Source organism: Rhizobium sp. P1_E6 (assembly GCF_056405875.1).
Window position 1 is genome coordinate 1 of the sequence record NZ_JBFUBG010000056.1, and the last position, 18073, is coordinate 18073.

At 62.4% G+C, this 18073-nt stretch carries 15 protein-coding genes; 4 read left to right on the forward strand and 11 right to left on the reverse strand.

Features of this window, described 5'->3' with window-relative positions:
- Both AC1D35_RS22855 and AC1D35_RS22860 read left to right on the forward strand, forming a co-directional pair.
- On the forward strand, positions 1 to 996 hold a 996-nt coding region (locus AC1D35_RS22855), incomplete at its 5' end, for a CHAT domain-containing protein (protein WP_477940173.1).
- Positions 997 to 1012: 16 nt separating this feature from the next.
- Positions 1013 to 2266, forward strand: coding sequence for a hypothetical protein (locus AC1D35_RS22860; protein WP_477853183.1), 1254 nt, complete (start codon positions 1013 to 1015; stop codon positions 2264 to 2266).
- A gap of 91 nt (positions 2267 to 2357) precedes the next feature.
- Here AC1D35_RS22860 and AC1D35_RS22865 read toward each other — a convergent pair whose 3' ends face one another.
- From AC1D35_RS22865 to AC1D35_RS22900, 8 genes are all read right to left on the reverse strand, one after another.
- Positions 2358 to 4892 (reverse strand): hypothetical protein, encoded by a 2535-nt coding sequence (locus AC1D35_RS22865; RefSeq protein ID WP_113310941.1) that lies wholly within the window; start codon positions 4890 to 4892, stop codon positions 2358 to 2360.
- Between the two features lie 8 nt (positions 4893 to 4900).
- Positions 4901 to 5413, reverse strand: a complete 513-nt coding sequence (locus AC1D35_RS22870; RefSeq protein WP_113310940.1) for a virion core protein, T7 gp14 family — start codon at positions 5411 to 5413, stop codon at positions 4901 to 4903.
- Positions 5406 to 5900, reverse strand: coding sequence for a hypothetical protein (locus tag AC1D35_RS22875; protein ID WP_113310939.1), 495 nt, complete (start codon positions 5898 to 5900; stop codon positions 5406 to 5408). Before AC1D35_RS22875 ends, AC1D35_RS22870 begins: the two co-directional genes overlap by 8 nt.
- On the reverse strand, positions 5881 to 7980 hold the full coding sequence (locus AC1D35_RS22880; RefSeq protein ID WP_113310938.1) for a phage tail protein: 2100 nt from the start codon (positions 7978 to 7980) through the stop codon (positions 5881 to 5883). The genes AC1D35_RS22875 and AC1D35_RS22880 overlap by 20 nt, the downstream gene beginning before the upstream one ends.
- Positions 7973 to 8608 carry a phage connector family protein gene (locus AC1D35_RS22885; RefSeq protein WP_113310937.1) on the reverse strand — a complete coding sequence of 212 codons (636 nt, stop codon included), beginning with the start codon at positions 8606 to 8608 and terminating at the stop codon, positions 7973 to 7975. Before AC1D35_RS22885 ends, AC1D35_RS22880 begins: the two co-directional genes overlap by 8 nt.
- A gap of 240 nt (positions 8609 to 8848) precedes the next feature.
- Complete coding sequence (locus AC1D35_RS22890) at positions 8849 to 9412, reverse strand: hypothetical protein (RefSeq protein ID WP_477940177.1); 564 nt, start codon at positions 9410 to 9412, stop codon at positions 8849 to 8851.
- Positions 9413 to 9565: 153 nt separating this feature from the next.
- A complete protein-coding gene (locus tag AC1D35_RS22895) occupies positions 9566 to 10363 on the reverse strand; it encodes a methyltransferase domain-containing protein (protein WP_113310935.1) in 798 nt (265 codons plus the stop codon).
- A gap of 297 nt (positions 10364 to 10660) precedes the next feature.
- Positions 10661 to 11605, reverse strand: coding sequence for an AEC family transporter (locus AC1D35_RS22900; protein WP_113310934.1), 945 nt, complete (start codon positions 11603 to 11605; stop codon positions 10661 to 10663).
- A 124-nt stretch (positions 11606 to 11729) separates the two neighbouring features.
- On the opposite strand from AC1D35_RS22900, the gene AC1D35_RS22905 reads away from it, so the two are divergent.
- Complete coding sequence (locus tag AC1D35_RS22905) at positions 11730 to 12623, forward strand: LysR family transcriptional regulator (protein WP_113310933.1); 894 nt, start codon at positions 11730 to 11732, stop codon at positions 12621 to 12623.
- 283 nt (positions 12624 to 12906) lie between these two features.
- Here the strand turns inward: AC1D35_RS22905 and AC1D35_RS22910 are convergent, their stop codons facing one another.
- Together AC1D35_RS22910 and AC1D35_RS22915 are read right to left on the reverse strand one after the other, a co-directional pair.
- Positions 12907 to 13851, reverse strand: a complete 945-nt coding sequence (locus tag AC1D35_RS22910; protein ID WP_113310932.1) for a DUF3616 domain-containing protein — start codon at positions 13849 to 13851, stop codon at positions 12907 to 12909.
- 334 nt (positions 13852 to 14185) lie between these two features.
- Positions 14186 to 16798, reverse strand: coding sequence for a helix-turn-helix transcriptional regulator (locus AC1D35_RS22915; protein WP_113310931.1), 2613 nt, complete (start codon positions 16796 to 16798; stop codon positions 14186 to 14188).
- 152 nt (positions 16799 to 16950) lie between these two features.
- On the opposite strand from AC1D35_RS22915, the gene AC1D35_RS22920 reads away from it, so the two are divergent.
- The gene (locus AC1D35_RS22920) at positions 16951 to 17226 is read left to right on the forward strand and encodes a DUF4242 domain-containing protein (RefSeq protein ID WP_113310930.1); all 276 of its coding nucleotides are present in this window, start codon (positions 16951 to 16953) and stop codon (positions 17224 to 17226) included.
- A gap of 375 nt (positions 17227 to 17601) precedes the next feature.
- On the opposite strand, the gene AC1D35_RS22925 is transcribed toward AC1D35_RS22920, so the two are convergent.
- Positions 17602 to 17970 carry a nuclear transport factor 2 family protein gene (locus AC1D35_RS22925; protein ID WP_113310929.1) on the reverse strand — a complete coding sequence of 123 codons (369 nt, stop codon included), beginning with the start codon at positions 17968 to 17970 and terminating at the stop codon, positions 17602 to 17604.
- Between the last annotated feature and the right edge of the window lie 103 nt (positions 17971 to 18073).

Sequence of the window (18073 nt, forward strand, 5' to 3'; positions counted from 1 at the left end):
GCGCCGGCCCGCTACGTCGACGACTGGGATCTGATTTTCAAGGAAACCGGCGAGGACCTGTCGGACGAGCTCGCCTATTCGGCCGAAGAAATCCGCAAGGGGATCGTCGAGTGCCTGAACTATGTCGGTACGCTGGACAATATTCATGTCCGCTTCAGCCTTCTGACCGACGCGGCAAATCCCTCCCATCCCTTTGTCTACGTTCCGTTCGAGCTGCTCTACGATCAGCCCAAGGAGAATTTCGTCCGGTTTCTTTCTCCGGTAGCGCGCCGCATCTGCCTGCAGAAGGAATCGTTGATCGCCACACCTCTGGCCAGCGCGCAGTCTTTTTCCGGCCCCGTCCTGTTCGTGAAGTCGGATGCGCATGGGGTGCAGGAACTGCCGGGCGTGAAGTTCGGCGGCAGGCCACAGTTGGTGCTGCCCAAGCTTGCAGCGCTCGACGCGGAATTCGAAGGCATAAGGACCGCCCGGGAAGAGGCCGAGCTGCCGCATCCGGAGCTGCTTTTGCTGCAGGCCGGTCCGCTGGATGCATTGACGCAGCTGCGGGAAAAGATGGCCGCGCCGCTGCAGGATGCGCCGTGGCAGATCCTGCATTTTGCCGGGCACAGCGTTCGTGCCGACGATGGCACCGTCTTCCTGGTTTTGCCCGGATCCGCGCCGGGCAAACTGGCGATGCTCGAGATCGGCGCGTTTGCGCGCTGGGCGAGAGAATCCCAGCTGCGGCTCGTCGTGCTGTCATCGTGCCAGAGCAGTTCGCCCGATGCGGTCTTCAGGCTGGCGCAGGCCGGTATCCCGGCCGTGATCGGGTTCCGCTGGGAAGTGGACGATCAGGAGGCCTCCTACTTTACCCAATGCCTCCATCAGGAGCTCGCCAAGAACATCGCGATGGCGCGCGCCTTTCACCATGCTGTCAGCCTGACCCGGACGAATTATCCGAGGAGCCCAACCTTTGCGTCCCCCATGCTGCTCGCCCAGAATGAGGAGTGGACCGTATGATCCCAAGGAGGAGACCGTGTCGTTAACGACTCTGCTCGGCTTCAAGCAATCCATCGACAAGATCCGCTCGGCGCCCAGCCAGCCGCGTCTGGTCGAATGGTTCGAGAATGATCGCGTCACGCATGACGATCTGCCTGCACGGGTCGACGGCCGGGCGTTCGAGCCGGGCGGGTGCTATTTCGCGCTTCGGCTGGCGGGCCTGCATCTCACGGACTCGCGGCGTTATGCGCAAAAGGTGCTGCCGCTCTGCGTCTGCCTTGCGGAGTTCAACCGCGGCGGCAAGCGGGAGACGGTGCCTTTCTCGCTCGGGCCTGACACGATCAGGCAAAAACTGCAGTTGACGCAGCCGGATGCCGGTGACGAGGACAAACCCCAGTCGGGCTGGGTCGAGCTTCGCGATATCGAAATCATTCCGCCGACGCCGGTTTCCCAGGCCAATGTGGAAGCCTTTATCGGCGTCTATGCCGTTCCGGGCGACGATATTGCAAAGACGCTCTTGAATGTGATGGGAACCATCAGCCAGGCTTTCGGCGGGGCGCTGTCGCCGGCGCTGGCGGTGGCCGAAAAAGTTTATGACGGATTTACCTCCCTGCTGGGCGTGAAGGAGGTCACGCCGGCGGTCGAGGCGCTGCATGGAAACCTGCTGCGCAACAGCGGCTATCTCCTCGTGTCAAACGCACCGGAGGATACGCCCCTCAAGGGCAAGCTCTTCGTTTCGAAGGGAAGGCTTCGCCATGGCGCGGATCCGGTTTCCAGGCTGGTCACGGAGTTCGACTATTGCCTGGTCAGCGTGCAGAGGCTCGATTCACTGGTGGAAACCACGGGCACGGCGCCGGATCTGTTCGGTTCTCTCTGGCAGGAGGTGATCGAGGGTTTCGGCGGCGATCCGAGCGCTGCGGCCAATGCCTTCAAGAAATTGCAGCGCGCCGTCTACGGATCGGCGCAGCTGATCCCGCGGGATCGCGACGCGCTCATTGCGGGCTATCTGGTGGAATATCAAAAGGCGGCGCAGGTCTTCGGCGTCGAGGTAGCGACGGCGGGTGCATCGCGCGGCGGCGAACTGGACAGTGTGATGAGCGCGGTCGCAGAGTTTCCGACGATCTATGAGGCTCTCGTCGGTGGCGGCCAGGATCTCAATGAAAAACAGAAAGACGAGCTGAGATCGGGATCAACCGTCTGGAAGCGTGCTTCCGAATTATTTCCGTCGCTCGCGGAGCAGCCGACAGGGCACGTGTCCGATCGGATCGTCCAGGCTGTCCTGGCGAGTTAGCCTGACCTCATCGGCCAGAGAGGTTCAATCAAGGCCCCGGCTGAGCAGCTGCCGGGCAATGCACAGCAGCCGCGTGTCCTCATATCCTACATCAACGATTGAGAATAAATGCTTCATATCCATCCTCAATCTGCTTGCGCGTCGGTCTCGGCTTGCCCGGCTCCGTCAGATCCGCCTCGATCGCCATCCTGAGATCCCGCGGAATATCCTCGTACTGCACCGCAATATCGAAACTGGCGTCGTTGGCGCGGCTGTTGGCTTCGAAGATGTAGCCTGAGGTCTCGCTTGCCGGCAGCCCGCGGCCGTGGCTGGGCATGCTGATGACGATCGGCAGGAGCAGGCGGTTGATCATTTTCTGGACGTCGCTTTGCTGCGGGTTCTGGCCGTTGTTGATCGTTTTGAACTCGTCCATCTGGTCCACCAGCATGGTCTGGAACAGGGCAGCGCGGCGGGGGGCTTCACTCGATGAGAGGAAGCCGGCGTTGTTCAGGAGGCCGAGACCTTCGAGCTGCGGGCGGGCGAGTTCGAAGGCGGTGGTGAGGTCGAGGCTTTCGAGGCGTGCCTTGCGCTGGTTGGTTGCAGCCATCTGTTGCCAGCCGGTGACCTTTTCCCAGTCCTTGTCGGAGAGTTTTGCGCGATACTGGAAGGCGTCGATCTGCGCGAAGGCGGCGGGGTCGTTGGCGAACTGCATCTGCAGATCGTAGAGGGTGTGAAGATCGGTGGTCGGCTGGCCGTAGGCGCGGACTTTTTCCTTGTAGTCGAGAAGCGTCGACATGCCTGTGGGGCCAATGGCCTGGCGGATGTGGACCGGCAGTGCCCTCGGGTCGAAGTTGGGGTCGGCGATCACCTGGTTGTTGGCCCATTCCTGCATCTGTACGCGGTTCGCGTCCACCGCCTTTTTCTGCGAGATGCAATAGGATTCCAGCTGCGCGGCAGTGGCGGCGCGCAGGCTGGGATCGGTGATCCCGTTCAGGCCCTCGTCGATCGCTGCAAGGCCGTCGGGGTTGTAGTTCGGCAGGTTCATCGTCTTCTCGTCGACGATGCCGGATGTGCGGAAGCCGATGACCTGATTTGCAGCATGGGCGGTCAGCGCGGTTTCGCCCGCACGTCTGGGATCGGGGCCGAGCACGAGAATATTGCCGTCGGCATCGTAGCCACGGAAGAAGCCGATATGGCCCTTGTCTTCGTTGTTGTTGTTGTTGCTGTTGCGAGTGCCGCTCGTGGTGCCGGCCTGCTGTGCCGTGCCGAGGACGACGAGGTCGCCCGGGCGGGGCGTTTCGGTCGGCAGGCCGAAGCGCAAGAAGGCTTTGGATGCGAGCGTCGCGGCTTCGATGGCGGTGCCGGCAGGGGCTGCTGCGCGCAGAACGCGTGTGGCAAGCGTAGCCAGCCAAGGCTTGAGCGAGGGATCCACCGAGGGGCCGGCGGCGTTTTTCACGAAACCTGCGAGTGCCACGTCGTCCTTCGCCTTGCCGGGGAAGGCGAGCGTGCCTGCGACGGTGCGGAAATCTTCGGGGCCACTCGGCTGGCGGGAAGGGGCCGGAGGGGCAGCGGTCTGAGCGCCGGTGGTCTGCGAGGCCGTGTTCTGTGAGACTGCGGTTTGAGATGCTGTCGTCGGCGAATTGGCCGGACGGGTGCCCGCGGTGCTGTCGCCGGCGTCCTTTACCTCGAGGCTGCCGGCCTGTCGGCCACTGGATTTTGTGCCTGCGCCGGCGGGCTGGCGGTTATCTGTCTCGCCGTCGGCCGCCTGGGGCTCGGCCTGCGCCGAACCGGGCGAAGCGCCTGTGTCCGGCGCGCCGGTATAGGTCGGGGGAAGGCCGGCGATGATGTCGGCGGCGTTGCGCTTGCCCTTCTCGTTGGTGACGGCAGGTTCCAGTGATTTCAGCAGTTCGGTCTGGTCGGCGGGCAGCAGGCCGGGGGCCGTTCTGGCATATTGCTCGGCCTTGATGGGGCTTTCGTTCGCCATTCGCAGCACGACTTTCTTCGTCGTGTCGGAGACATATTGCGCGCTCTCCCGGGCGAGCTTTTCCTTGCTCCAGCCCTGCATGCGGCCCTGATGCTCGATCTCGGTGATGCCTTTGTGAATGGCGGCGGTGACCTTGGCCGGGTCGTTATAGACGGCGACGGCATCCTCGGCCGAGGACTTGATGCTCTTTTGGGATGTCTCGGCAAACCAGGCCTTGCGCTGGTCGAATGTGTGGCGGATCGTGCTGTCCAGCAGGGTGCTCATGCTGCTGCGGGTGGCCTCCTCATAGGCGCGCGCCGCACCGGGCCTCAGGCCCTTGCCAAATTCGGCGCGTTTCTGCTCGGCGAGCTTTTCGAAGGCGGCGCGGCCCTCAACGGCGGCGCGGCCGGTCAGCGTCAGGAAGCCGTTCTTGCCATGAAGCGCCTCGCGCTGCCAGTCGCCCAATTTCGTTTGGCGATCCTTGGCGGCGTTGGCATTGTCCAGCTCTTCGACCGTCACGACGGCATCGGCCAGCGTGCCGAGGCCGGTGGCGGCATTCTGCATGCCGCGGCCGATGGCGGCGCCGAAGGCCTCGGCATCAGCCTTGACCGTGAAGCCCTCGGTATATTCCGGGCGAAGTGCTACGTGCTGCTGCGTATCCTGATAGGTTGGAACGGTCGGCATTCATCACCTCACTTGAAATAGCCGAGGGCCTGGCCCTGCGTATAAACCTTGCCCGAGCCGCCGAGGATCGTTCCTACGGCATCGAGGTAGCCACCCTTGACGGCGGCATCGGCGCGCATGCGGTCGAGCTTGGCGCTCGCCAGCTGGTTGGTGCCCTGCATCCTGTAGCCATAGGCTTCGCGATAGGCATTGGTGCGCACGTTCAACGCATCGATCTCGCCCATTTTAGCCGTGTCGACGATCGTATCGAGCGGTGAGCCGAAGGTGAGGTCGACGCCGTTTGCGGCCATCGCCGCGCGCTGGCGGCCTTCGAGTTGCGAGGTCTGCAGGCGCTTCTGTTGCTCTTCCTGCTTGCCGCGTTCGATCGCGTCCTTTGCCTGCTTGTCGGCAATCTGGGCATTCATTTCGGCGACCTGGGCGTTGTATTTGTTCGCCTCGCTGGTCGCCTTTGCCTGCTGCACCTGACCGGCTGCGCCGAGAAGCGTCGAGCCCAATGTCAGTGCAAGACCAAGATCACACATCGGTCTCTCCCATTTCAAAGAGTTGGCCCATTTCGAAGAGCCGGAATGGATGCCCGTTGATCTCCACAGGCTCGAAAAGCCGGAAGCCCAGCCATTCGAGCCAGCGCAGGGAGACCGTGTTGCGCGCATCCACGAAGTTTCTGATCACGGCATAACGGCTCAACAGTTGAGCAGGCCAATCACGTGAGATCCGAAGAAAGGCACGGAAGTTTTCCTCCACCGCATCCGTGCCGAGCAGCCAGGGCGCGCCGATGCCGGTGAGGATGTTGATATCGCCGACACCCCACATCACCTCGGGCCGGCCATCGAAAAACGCGGTCCAGGCGAGCGACGAGTGGCGGTAGGAGAAGGAGAGCGCCGAGATCGGCGAGCGGCCCGAGGCGGCGAAGACTTCGTCGCGGTCGGCGGCCCGCATTCGCGCAGCAATCTCTCTGATATGGTCGGGCCTCGCCGGCATGATCGCGATCTCAGCGGCCAAGGGTGACATCCGGCATGATGGAGAGGATCGTCATCGGCAGCGGGTCGAACTGTTTCACCCACATGGCGCCGCTGGTGTTCCAGTCCCAATAGGGGGTGATGGTGAGATCGCCGGTATAGAGGCTGATCGCCTCGTTCCAGTTTTCGTTGCGGCGCTGCTTGTATTCCACCAGCACATTGCTGTCGCGTTCGCCATCCTGCGGCCCGGTGAAGATGCCGCGGGTGTTTTCCACCCGGAAGGTCACTTCGGAGACGGATTTGGTGCGGCCCTGCACGGTGCCGAGGCCCTGCACCTGGCCGACATCGAGATCGAGCGTTTCGATGGCCGCCGTCACCGGCAGGCCGATATGGATTTTCGAAGCGGCGTTCTGCAGCCGCACGCTGCCACCGCTGACGGTCAGATTGCGCACCACATTGCCGTCGGCAAGCGCCACGACGGCTTGACCCTCGAGATGACCAAGTCCGGTGATGGTCGCGGCGGGCGGACCCTGATAAGTCAGTCCGCAATCGACGAAGAAGGCATCCTCGACAGCGTCGAAGGCGCGGCTGTGCAGCCGCTCGATATAGCGTTTCCGGGTGCCATTGACCGTGCGGCGCACGATGAAATAGGGCACATCCTCGCCATTCTCCTCGATGACGGTCACATCCTCGAAGAAGGCGTCATTGCCGGGGCCGCTTTCATGGCGGGTCCAGGCCCAGACATCCTGCTCCTTCATGTAGGTGAGCGACACCAGTGCGCCGTCGTCGAGCACGACCCAGACCACGGAGTCGGGCGCCTGCGCATAATCCCAGGCTGATATCTCGCGGCCCTTGAAAAGGTGGCGGGCAAGGATGGTCAGGTCCTTCCCGACATAGCTGTCCTGCGTATAGTCATAGGAGAAATCGCGCACCACGCCGCCAAGGCGCTGGGCAAAGAGCACAGTATTGCCGACGACGATCGGCTGCACCTTGGCGGCGCCACGATAGCCCTGGTTATCGAGCTTGATGGCGGAGGGCGAAATCGCATCCGCGGTCGAGCCGCCGGTGACGATCCATTCGGAACCCGATGTCAGCAGCAGCAGGCCGCGCACCGAGATCATCGAGCGGATCTCGTTCACCTGCCGGGCGCGGATGCGGAAGGTCACGGCATCGCTTGCCTTGGCGGGCGAGGAGACGCTGAAATTTTCGTAATTGGCGGATTGGCTGAGCCAGACGGCCTGCGGATCGCTGGAGGTCGAGGCGAAGGCGAGCCGCTGCTCGATGAAGGTCACACAGCGCGGATAATTGCCCGCCGCATTGAAGGGGTTGCGGCCGGTTTGCGGCGTGTCTGAGAGGTCGGGCGTGATGTTCTCGTCATCGAAGGTGAGGCCGGTCGTGCCGCCGACATAGCCGAAGATGCCGTTATCATCGCGATAGACGATGTAGCGCGCCGCGCCCGTGACGGCGGCCCAGGCGACACGGTTGATGCCGCCCTGGATGGCGAGGTCGTTGACGGTGGCGCCGGCATTGGAGGGCAGGCTTTCCTCGCCGCTGTCGGCGACGGAAGAAATGCAGTAGCGGTATGTGGTTGCCACATAGCCGGGCTTGCCTGATGTATCACCGGGCTTGGTGACCGAAGGCGTGCCCGCCGGCGGATTGATCAGCGGCTTGAACAGGACCGTCGTCAGCGTCCAGTTATTGTCGGCCAGCCGCCCGAGCTTTCGCACGGGGTGATTGACGTGGCAGAGATAGAGCACATCGGCTTCCTGCACGAAGACCAGATCCTGCACGTCCGCTGCCGTATAGGCGGTCACGACCTCGTAGGGAGCGGCGCCGGTCAGCACCAGCCCGCCATCGCGGAAGATGCGGATATATTGGTGGCCGAATTCCAGGATATAGGTCTGCTCGGTATTGAACTGGAAGCGGATCAGCCGGGCCTGTTTCGTGCTGTCCTTGATCTCGTGGATGAATTGCAGCCCGGCCCGGTTCGACACGCCGCCATGCGGGTGCACGAAGACATTCAGCGCCGTGCGCAAGCCGCTTTGATACTTGGTGAGATCGACGCGGGCGCCAAGTGCCGGCGAAAGCTCGCCTGCGGTGAAGGAGGGCTGGTAAGCGCGAAAATCAGCCATGGGCGCGCACCGCAATCAGTTCGCTGACGAAATTCTCGCTCGTGTGCCTCACCTGATTGGCCTCGGCCTGTTCGGCGGCGGCCCGCGTGCTCTGGGCAATCGCCATCGCATCGGCGCGAATTTTCGGATCGCGCGTCAGCGGCATGGCAAGCCGCACGGCCAGATGCCAGGAGAGCGCTTCGACGAAGAGCGGCGAATATTTCGTCGGGTCGGTCAGGCGGCAGGTATAGCGCAGGAGCACCGGCGAGAGATCGCAATAGAGCCTGTCGCCTTCGAGCGCGTAAGGGTACTGCAGCTCGCGCCCGGCCTCGTCGAGATCGGGGTTCAGCGCTTCGGGCGTCGCGGCGGCATCGGTGGAATAACGCGGCCGGATCCAGCGGATCTGCAGGCAATCGGCCGGCCGCGCATAGGAATGGCGCCAGACCCCCGGCTTGTCATTCTCCAGTTCGCCCAGCGACAGCGTCTTGCCGGCGGCCTGCCAGGAAAAGGACTGCAGCAGCACATCGCGCGTCTGCGCATAGAACTGATTGCAGGCGCGCGCTTCGGCGCTCTTTTCGGTGAGATCGTTGATATTGTCCTTGCCGATATTGGAAAGGGCGAGATTGCAGATAGAGACGACAGTAGCCATGAACCAACCTCTTGAGTTGGGCTAGGGCTAGCGTGGGGATGGTTGTTGGGGTGAAGTGGCGCTACACCTTCACCGTGACGACGCGAACAGAAGAGCCCGCCCCAAAGCCGCCGGCGTGGGGAACTTAACGTGCCGCGACCGTTTTCCACATCCTTGACCTATCGGGAGAGCGAGACGGTGCCACAACTTTGTCCCTCCCAGAATCGTTTCGCCCAAACGGCATTGGCTGGCTCCCACCTATCAGGAGTCGCCAATCATACTGCAGGTGTACTTGCTGTAGGTGCCATAGTCGGTGATCCAGCCGTTGTCTTCGAAATACCGGTTCTGGCCAGGTCCGGAAATGACCGTCACATCCTTGCCGGTACGCTGCAGGATATTGTCATGCACCGTCTTTGCCGTTTCCGGAAAGGRGAAGCTGTAATAGAAATCCGACATGCAGCCGCCGCCGGCATTCAGGGCGTAGATCGGCAGGCTGAACTGGTTGAACCGGCTTCCGAAATATTCCCCGACCGTGTTGACCACCACCGCTGGTCCTTCGTTCGAGATGCAGGTCGCCGATATCCCGCTTTCCATGGCCTTCAGGCTTTGCCTGGTCGCGTCGGGCAGGGCGAGGTTGTTGATGAGCATTTCCTTGTCGTCGGCATTGTAGGAAAGTCCGCCCTCGGCAAAGGCGCAATTGACAGGGTCGGGAAAGAGTGTTTCCGCCCATTTGTCTACGGCAATTCTTGACGTCGGAAGAAGAACAGTCGTCGAGAAAAGCATTGCAACTGACATGCCGTGAAAATTGAAAAGCAATGACAACATCTATATTCGCCCCTAACCCCACATGCAGGTTGCATGGCAGGCGCGAATTTTCAACATGGATTTTCCTGCAAAATCTCGGCAACTGATTTCCGCTGCGATGGTGCTCCAAACTTGTCGGGTGGCTGACCTGGCAATGAAGGAGAGACAAGCCACTCACCCCGCATTGCGGCTCACAAACAACCCCGTCTCCTTACCCACCTCCAGTACACCGCCGCCCGTGCGAAACGCCTCCGAGATCGCCGCCCGAAAAGCCGCAAGCTCTTCCTCGCTCGCCCTGTCCCCCGGCGGATAGGATGTCAGCGCCAGGAACACATCCTCCGGCTCCGTTATCCGCATATGGGCCGGGTGCTCGGTCATCGTCACATTGCCGAACTGCGCCTGCATCAGCCGTCCCGCCGTCTCATAGCCGAAGGCGGCACCCGCGGGGTCGTAGGGCGGGCTGCCGAACACCGTCGTCAGCTCGTACATGCCCCGCATGTTGTTGGCACCATTGGTGGTCACTGCAAGGTGACCGCCCGGTTTCAGCACGCGGTGCATTTCGGCAATCGCCTGCGCCTGATCGGCGACGTGGTAGAGCATGTGCATGGCGACGACGGTGTCGAACGTCCCGTCGTCGAAGGGCAGGGCGGTGGCGTCGGCCTGCTTTCCGGTGACTTCCGCGAAGGCGAGCGAGCGGCAGCGATCGAGTCCTTCCTGCAGCATGCCGGGGGAGAGATCGGCAAGCGTGAGATGCAGATCGTCGGGCAGTTCGGTTGCCACGGAAGCCCAGAACCAGGCGGGGCCGCAGCCGATATCCAGCACCTGATCGCCTGACTTGAGGGGAAGCTGTCTTGCCACCCAGGGAAACCAGCCGGTTTCGGCGATCGTATATTCGCGGTTCAGGCGCCCGCGCGCGGCAAGCTTGCGGCTGTCGCTATATTGCTCGTTATTGCCTGTGGTGATGGATGACATGGCTGGCCCTGCTTCCCTCAATGTCAGATGGAATGAATCCGGCGGCTGATCCTGCATCTTTGCCGCGAGTGGGGCAATTGCGATATCTGGCCTTTGACGGGCGGGCGGTTGCCGCGCTCAACCGCACCTGCTACCTCACCCCTCAGCCATCGCCGGCCTCGAAGGAGAAACAGTGAAGAACCCCATCTTTCTCGTCATCGCGAGCCTCTTCATTCTGGTGGCGATCGCCGGCCTTGCGATCAGCTCGGCGCGGCTGATCGGCCTGTTCGGCTGAGCAGTGACAGGGAGCGGCTGCGTCTAGACCTTCCCCGCAAGCGCCAGATAGGCCGAGATCGTCAACACCGAAAGCACCGTCGAGGCGAGCACGACGCGGCCGGTGAGGCTTGCTTCGCGGCCGTAGAATTCCGCCAGCATGAACGGGCCGGTGCCGGTCGGCAGCGCTGCGAGCAGCACGGCGGTATGGGTGGCGGCCGGCGGCAGGTTGAGCAGCGGTGCGGCGATCAGCCAGGTGACGACGGGCTGGGCGACCAGCTTCAGGCCGACGAGAATGCTCGCAGTCGTCGCCCGGGCGCTTGCTTCGCCGGCCCTGTTGCCGGCCAGAAACAGGCCGAGCGCGATCAGCGCGCAGGGTGAGGCTGCCCCGCCCAGAAGCTTCAGGAAGGCATCCATGGGAGCGGGGAGCGAGACACCCGAGAGCATGACCAGCGCGCCGAGGGCGGGGGCGACGAGTAGCGGGTTTTTCGCCAGCGACCGGGCGGTCTTGATGGCGATATCGCGCCGCCGGGTTTCGGATTGCAGGCCGCCTTCGATGAGGATGATGGCGACGGCGAAGAGCACGCAGACGGTGAGGATGGTCGAGATCAGCGTCGGCGCCATGCCGGTGTCGCCGACGAGCGACAGGACGAGCGGAAATCCGATGAAGCCGGTATTGGCATAACTCGCGTTCAGCCCGTCGATCGCGGCATCGGCGAGATGCCGGCCCTTGGCGACGCGCCAGCAGAGTGTGGCGCCGAAGATGACGGCGCAGCCTGATGTAAACGCGATAATGAAGCCCGGCTGCCAGATCTCGGCGGGCCTGGCATTGGCCATGATGTCGAAGAGCAGAGCGGGCAAGGCGAGGTAGACGACCAGTCGGTTCACTTCCCGCGTGGCATGTTCGCCGAGCGCCCCGGTCTTGCGGGCGATCCAGCCGGCGAGGATGAGGGCAAAGATCGGCAGGACAATCGAGAGATTTGTCAGCATTTAAGGTAACTCGGCGCGATTCTTGGCTGGGGCGATCGATGCCTGGCGTGATCATTGCCTAACGTCCCGGATCAAGATAATCCAATGTCATCTTGAGCACTGATTGATACTTCTGGGGTATCGAATGGACACTCGCCACATGCGCATTTTCGTGGCGCTGGCCGAAACGCTGCATTTCGGCCATGCGGCCGCACGCATGAACATGAGCCAGCCGCCCTTCAGCCGGCAGATATCGGCGATCGAAAAGACGCTCGGTGTGACGCTCTTCGAGCGCAATTCGCGCAATGTGGCGCTGACACCCGCCGGCCAGCATTTCCTTGCCGATTGCCGCGTCGTGCTCGAAGGTTTCGATGCCGCCTGCCGGGATGTGCAACTGGTCGCCAGCGGCATGAAGGGCGAGCTGAAACTCGGCTTCATGATGCATGCCGCCCATAGCGTCATCCCGGCGCTGGTGCGGCTCTACTCCGAGGCGCGACCGGATGTACGGCTGATCCTCGAAGAGCGCATACCCACCGATATCGAGGACATGCTGGCCGAAGGGAAACTCGATGCCGCCGTCACCTTCGGCGGTGGCGCCGCGCCGCATCTGAGAACATTGCTGCTTGCCCGCGACCGGTTGTGCCTGATTGCACCGTCAGGCCATCGGCTAGCCGAGGCCGATAGCATCGGCCCGCAGTCGCTGTCGGGCGAAAAGCTGATCGCCGCGCCGGCAACCGTGGCGCCGACGCTGCGTTCGGCAATTTCCCTCTACTGCGCCGGTGGCGGCGTCATCCCGCATTACGCCTTCGAGCCGCGCCTGCAGCACACGATCATCCGGCTGGTGCAGGAGGGGCTCGGTGTGGCGCTGATCCCGCAATCGCTTTGCAGTGACCTTGTGGAGGGGGTGGTGTCGAGAGCGCTCGACGCTGCGCCGGAATTCGATGTCGTGCTCTGCGCCTCGCGGGCTGCCAGGAACCCGGCCGTGCCGCAACTGTTCGAGGTGGCGGCTGGCGCGGGCGGGCGTCGAGGAGAGGGATGATGTTTTCGGCAGGGGCGCCCTTTCGATTTTTCGGGATTGGGCCCCTGCGATTGAAGGATCCGCCCCAAACCCCTCCCCATACAGGGGAGGGGCCTAACCTGCCGCGCCGCTCCTGCGCTCTTCACCGTTTCAGGATAGGCGAGGCGGTGCCGCCCCTGGTCTCTCCCCTTTTTGGGAAGGTTGGGGCGGTGTTTTTGACTCCACGTGTCCTCGTAAACCGGCTTGATGAGGGGAAAAGGTTCTGGCCGCCGCCTCGCCTCTCGATTTCGCGTTGCCGAAGCGCTCAGAATTTCACTTCGACGGCGGGAAAGAAGGCGTCCTTGGGCGGATCCTTGTCGGCGCATTCCGCGCCATTCACCAGCGCACCGCCGCTATCGCTCAGGATTTCGCCCTCGTGATCGCTCCAGACCACGATTGCCTCCGGCGTCATTCCCGAGAAATCAGCGTCGGGACCGGGCGTCACCTTGCCTTCGGCATTTCCATCCCACCAGAAAAGTTTTGGCGCAGGTTTGCCGCCATCGGGCTCGGAGCCTGCCAGGACGAGATATCGGCTGCCGACCCGCGCAATGTCGCGCACGCCACGGCCGGTCGTTCCCGCTCCATCGGAAAGGTCCATCGTGACGACACGGGTAATTTGCGCAGATCCCGTGTCGCCAGGTCCCAGCTTGACCAGCTGCAGTGGATTGGCGAGCTCGAGCAGGATGGCGCGGTCATCGGGCACCGGCCCCCGCAAGCCGATCAGAAGATGCCCGTCGGGCGTTGCTGCCAGACCTTCGATGTTGACGCGGGTTTTCAAACTGTCTTCGCTGCTGCCGAGCGCCTTGGCCATGTCCGCACGAAGATTGCGATAGACCTCGCCCGAGTTGGACAATGTCCCATCGGCCGACACGCTGGTGGCAAATAATTCCTTGCGCTTTTTCTTGTCTTCCCCGCTGCTGTTCAGCGAATGGGATGTGAGCCAGAATATGGTGTCGCCGATACGGGCGCTGCCTTCAATGTCCGTCACGTCATCGACCGCGAACTTGGAGACCGGTTCCGGCTTTCCCTGCTGATAGATCATGATTGCAGAGAAATCGTCGCTTGCGACCGCTACATGCGACGCATCGACCAAGGCTGCGGCCGAGGCCTCGCAGATGCCACGATATGTGTGGTTTCCTGCATTGACCGCCAGCGGGCCGGCGAGCGAAGAAAGTACGGCCAAAAGGATCACGCGGCTGCTATTGCTCATGCGACAAGCCCCCCGTCTCGACGCCTAGCCTCCCGGTTAGGTGGCAAGTCGGAAAATAAACTCTCTCGGAAGGTGCATGTCAAGATAATCTTTAATAATTAATCACGGATCGACTGTTGTGGTTGCTGCAAAATTCAGTTCTGCCTTTTCAATTATAGACCGGTTTGATTTTCATAAATAACATTCATCTTAACGAGTTCTGTTCTGCATGCGTCACGATCAGAATAGCTTTGCATGGCCCGCCAATTTTCAAGATGAAGTATATTTATTCTTGAGAACATTGTGGGAGCTTCCTCTGAAGTGCCGGTGCGGGCAGGTGGCCGGAACGCGTGACCTATTGCAGCAACCCCAGCTTCCGCCCTTCGGCCGCCGCCTGGCCCCTGGATTTCGCGTTCAGTTTGGCGAGGATCGAGGAGATGTGGTGATCGATGGTTTTGGCCGAGACGAACAGGCGCGCGCCGATTTCGGCATTCGAGCGGCCCTCGTCGATCAGCCGCAACACGTCCATTTCCCTTGTCGTGAGGCCGGCGGCGTTGGCCTGGGTGCTGGCCCTCGGGCCGCGGGTCGCAAGCCGACCGTTGCGCTTGCGGATCATGTCCTTCACATGGGCAACCACGGCGGTGGCGTTGAGTGCTTCCAGTAACGTCAGGGCACGGTAGAGCGCATCATTGTCGCCGTCGAGCAGGGCAAGTGCTGCGAGATAGGGCGCGCGGCGGTCTGTCCAGATATCGGCGGCTTCCTGCCATCTGCCCTTGAGCATGGCAATCACGGCAGCGTCGCCCTCCATAGTGTCAGGCGCAAGGCCGGTAACGCCCAGAATATGCGCCCAGAAGCCGATCATCGAACCTGCCGCATCGTCGCTGCAGAGTGCGGCGGCCTGTCGAAGACCGGCGAGTGCCTCGTCCCGGTCGCAGAGGCCGAGCCAGGCGCGCTCGGCCATCAGCGCGGCATAGGCCGACAGGCGCTGGAATTCGAAGGTGTTTTCGAGGAATTTCGTCATTTCCTGCAGCAGCTCGTCCGTTGTTTCGCCGCGCCGCGTTCTGAGTGTCGCCAGCGCCACGAGCGAGGGATAGCGGGAAAGGGCCGGCGCATTCTGGTTGTCGACGACGGCCTGCGCCGCCGCTCCTGCTTCCTCCCAGCGGCCGAGGAAGGTCAGCAATTCCGCAAGCTCACCGCGCATATAGTCGCGCCAGGTATCGAGATCATGCTCGATGCAATAGGCAATACCGCGCGTCAGCACATCTTCGGCCGCAGTCGTGGCATGGAGCTGGATTTCCACCCAGGCGCGGTTGGTGAAGGCGCGCGCCGCATGTTCCTGGAAGCCATGGTCGAGGGCGATTGCCAGTGCCTCTTCCAGCGTCTGCCGGGCGCGATCGGGCTCGCGCCAGCAGATTGCGGTGCCGACATTGTTCAACGCGTGGCAGAGCACCTCGGGCCTGGCGATATCGTCCGATGTCACGAGCGCGATGGCGCGCTCGCCGTAAAGCGTCGCCGTCTCGGCGTCGCCCGCCAGCATGCCGAGCTGCGAGAGGTTGGAATAGGCCATGGCAAGCTCGGCAGGCGCTGCTGCCTCTTCCAGCGCTTCGACGGCCTCGCGCCCGAAGGCATCGGCGCCCTTGCGATCTCCGGCGAGATAGCTCAGCCGAGACAGCCAGCGCAGGTTGTCGCCGATATGCCTGATATCCCCCAGGGTCCGATAGAGCGCCAGCGCGCTGGTCTGCGCCGCGATAGCCCGTTCCATCTGGCCGATCAGGTGGCATTCGAAGGCATAACCCTCATAGAGGCAGGCGCGCTCGGCATCRCTGAGGGCGCCTGCATGGGCGAGCGCCAGTTCGTAGTGGCGCACGGCCTGACGGTGGGCTCCGAGCCTTCCGGCCTCGCTTGCCGCCTTCGGCGCAAGTTCAGAGATCGCGGCTGCGTCCTGCGCCTCGTTGGCATGGTGGACCATGCGCGCCACGGACGCATCGCCGCTCTGGCGGAAATAGGCGAGCGCCTTTTCATTCAGCGCGCGGCGGCGAAGCGGCGGCAGCGATTGCTCGATCGCCTGACGTGCAATCTCATGACGGAACATGAAGAGGCCGCCTGCCGGCACCAGAAGCCCGCAGGCCGTACAGGCCTCCAGTGCCGATCGCGCAGAGGTGCCGCAGATCGCCTCGATCAGTTCGGGGGCAAAGGCATCGGGCGAGGTGGAGGCTGCCCAGAGCGCCTCTCTGTGGGCCTCGTCAAGTATATCGGCACGCGCCAGCACGGCATCGCGGATCGTTGTCGGCAGGTGGTCGCGGCTGAGAGGCGGCAGGCAATCGCTGCCCGCGCAATCCACGAGTTCACTGACGAAATAGGCGTTGCCGCCGGTGGCGGAAAAGATCGCCTCGCCATCGAGCCCCTTCGGATCCGCAAGCTCCAGTACGGCGGCTTTCGACAGCGGCGGCACGGCGATGCGCAGCCAATGGGCCGGCGGGATGTCGGCCAGCAGCCGCCGCAGCCGCGTCTGGCCGGGCGTGTCGTCGTTTCTCGCCGTCAGGACTGACAGCAGACAAGTGTTGCGGATACGCCGGCCGATATAGCGGATCAAGTTCAGCGTGGCGTCATCGGCCCAGTGAATATCCTCGATGACGAGCAATGTCGGCTGGCGCTCCGCCGTCAGCAGGTCGAGCACTTCGGAGAAGAGGGAAATCCAGTTGCCGCCTGAAACCCGCGTCAGAGTCCAGCGCGCTTCCCGCGCAATATCCCGCCAGGGGCCGAGCGGCTCGGCCGTGCCGAAATTCTCGCAGGCGCCGGAAAGAACCCGCGTGCCCTCGGGAACGGCACGGGCGAAGGCTGCGGCGAGAGAGGACTTGCCGGCACCGGCTTCCCCTTCCAGGAGGACGACCCTGCCATGGCCGTCGGCGGCATCGCGCAACAACGACTGCAAATGATCGAGATTGGGGGCGCGCTCGATTAGCCGCATGGCGGATTATTGCCAGCATCGCTGCCGGCTGGAAATAGCAGCGTGTCAAAATAGGGCAGGGAGGCGCAGAAAATGGGGAGATATCCCGATGCGGCGCTCTGTCGCGCGGCATAGCGTCCGTCCCGTCACTACCACGCGAACAGGAGGTCGCCATGCCGAAATATCTCATCGAGCGGAACGTTCCCGGTGCAGCCAAGCTCACACCCGAGCAGCTGAAGGAGATTTCCGCCACGTCCAACAAGGTCGTTGCCGGCCTCGACCGCCCCTATAACTGGATCACCAGCTATGTCGCCGGCGACAAGATCTATTGCGTGCACGAGGCCGACAGCGCCGAAACCGTCTACCGCCACGCCCGCGAAGGCGGCTTCCCGGCTGATCTCGTCACCGAGATCGCCTCCGAGATCGGCCCCCAGACCGCACGCGCCTGATCACCCGCGCCGGTCGTTTTGCGAGGGGCAGCGGCCGGCGCTTACCTCGTTCCCTCCTCGGGTTCGGCTCGGGGAGGGGATGGGGGAGGAAGGGAGCACAACCCGCTAGAGCATTTCCGTTTTTCTTCGAATCACGAAAATACTCTATCTCTTTGTTTTCACGCAATTCCGTACGCAAAACCGCTACACACTTTTGCTGGAATTGCTCTAAAGACCCTGTTGATGACGAAGATTTCGGTGTGATGTCCCAGATGCCACCAATGGCAGCTACAGGGCCCTTTGCAGACCTTCCTGGATCGCCGACGCAAATGGCGATGAGGCTTGCCAACCTGAAACAAAAAAGGTTGCGTCAGTCCGGCGACCCCATCTCAATCTTCAAAAGAAGCCTGCCATATAGACGAACCTTCCGTCACTGTCTGCGCGCACGAAATTATACCCGGTAGCCACCTTCGTTCCGTCCTTCCTATGCATCGACCAGATCGCCATGAGTTCGCCATGGTGGACGAAGAGCTTGTCCGTATTGAAATACGTTCCTGGCATCTTTTGCTGAAAACCGTCGATATGCGCTATCAGCCCAGCGCGGGTCTTGCCTTCTCCGCCGGGGTTCGTAAACACCAGATCATCGGCAACGCTCAGCTTGAGAAGCCGCTCGCGTTCTTCGTCAGCCATTGGAGCATATGCGGCCAGATATGCGTGCCAATGTTGTTCGAGCCTTTGCGTGGTCATAATAGATTCCTTCGTCATTCAATCTCTCGTTCACCGCGTTGACGCGGCATGGATCACATTTGTAACGTGCCAATTTTACACGGTCGATAATTCAGACCCCGGAAGAGTTTACCTATAGTAC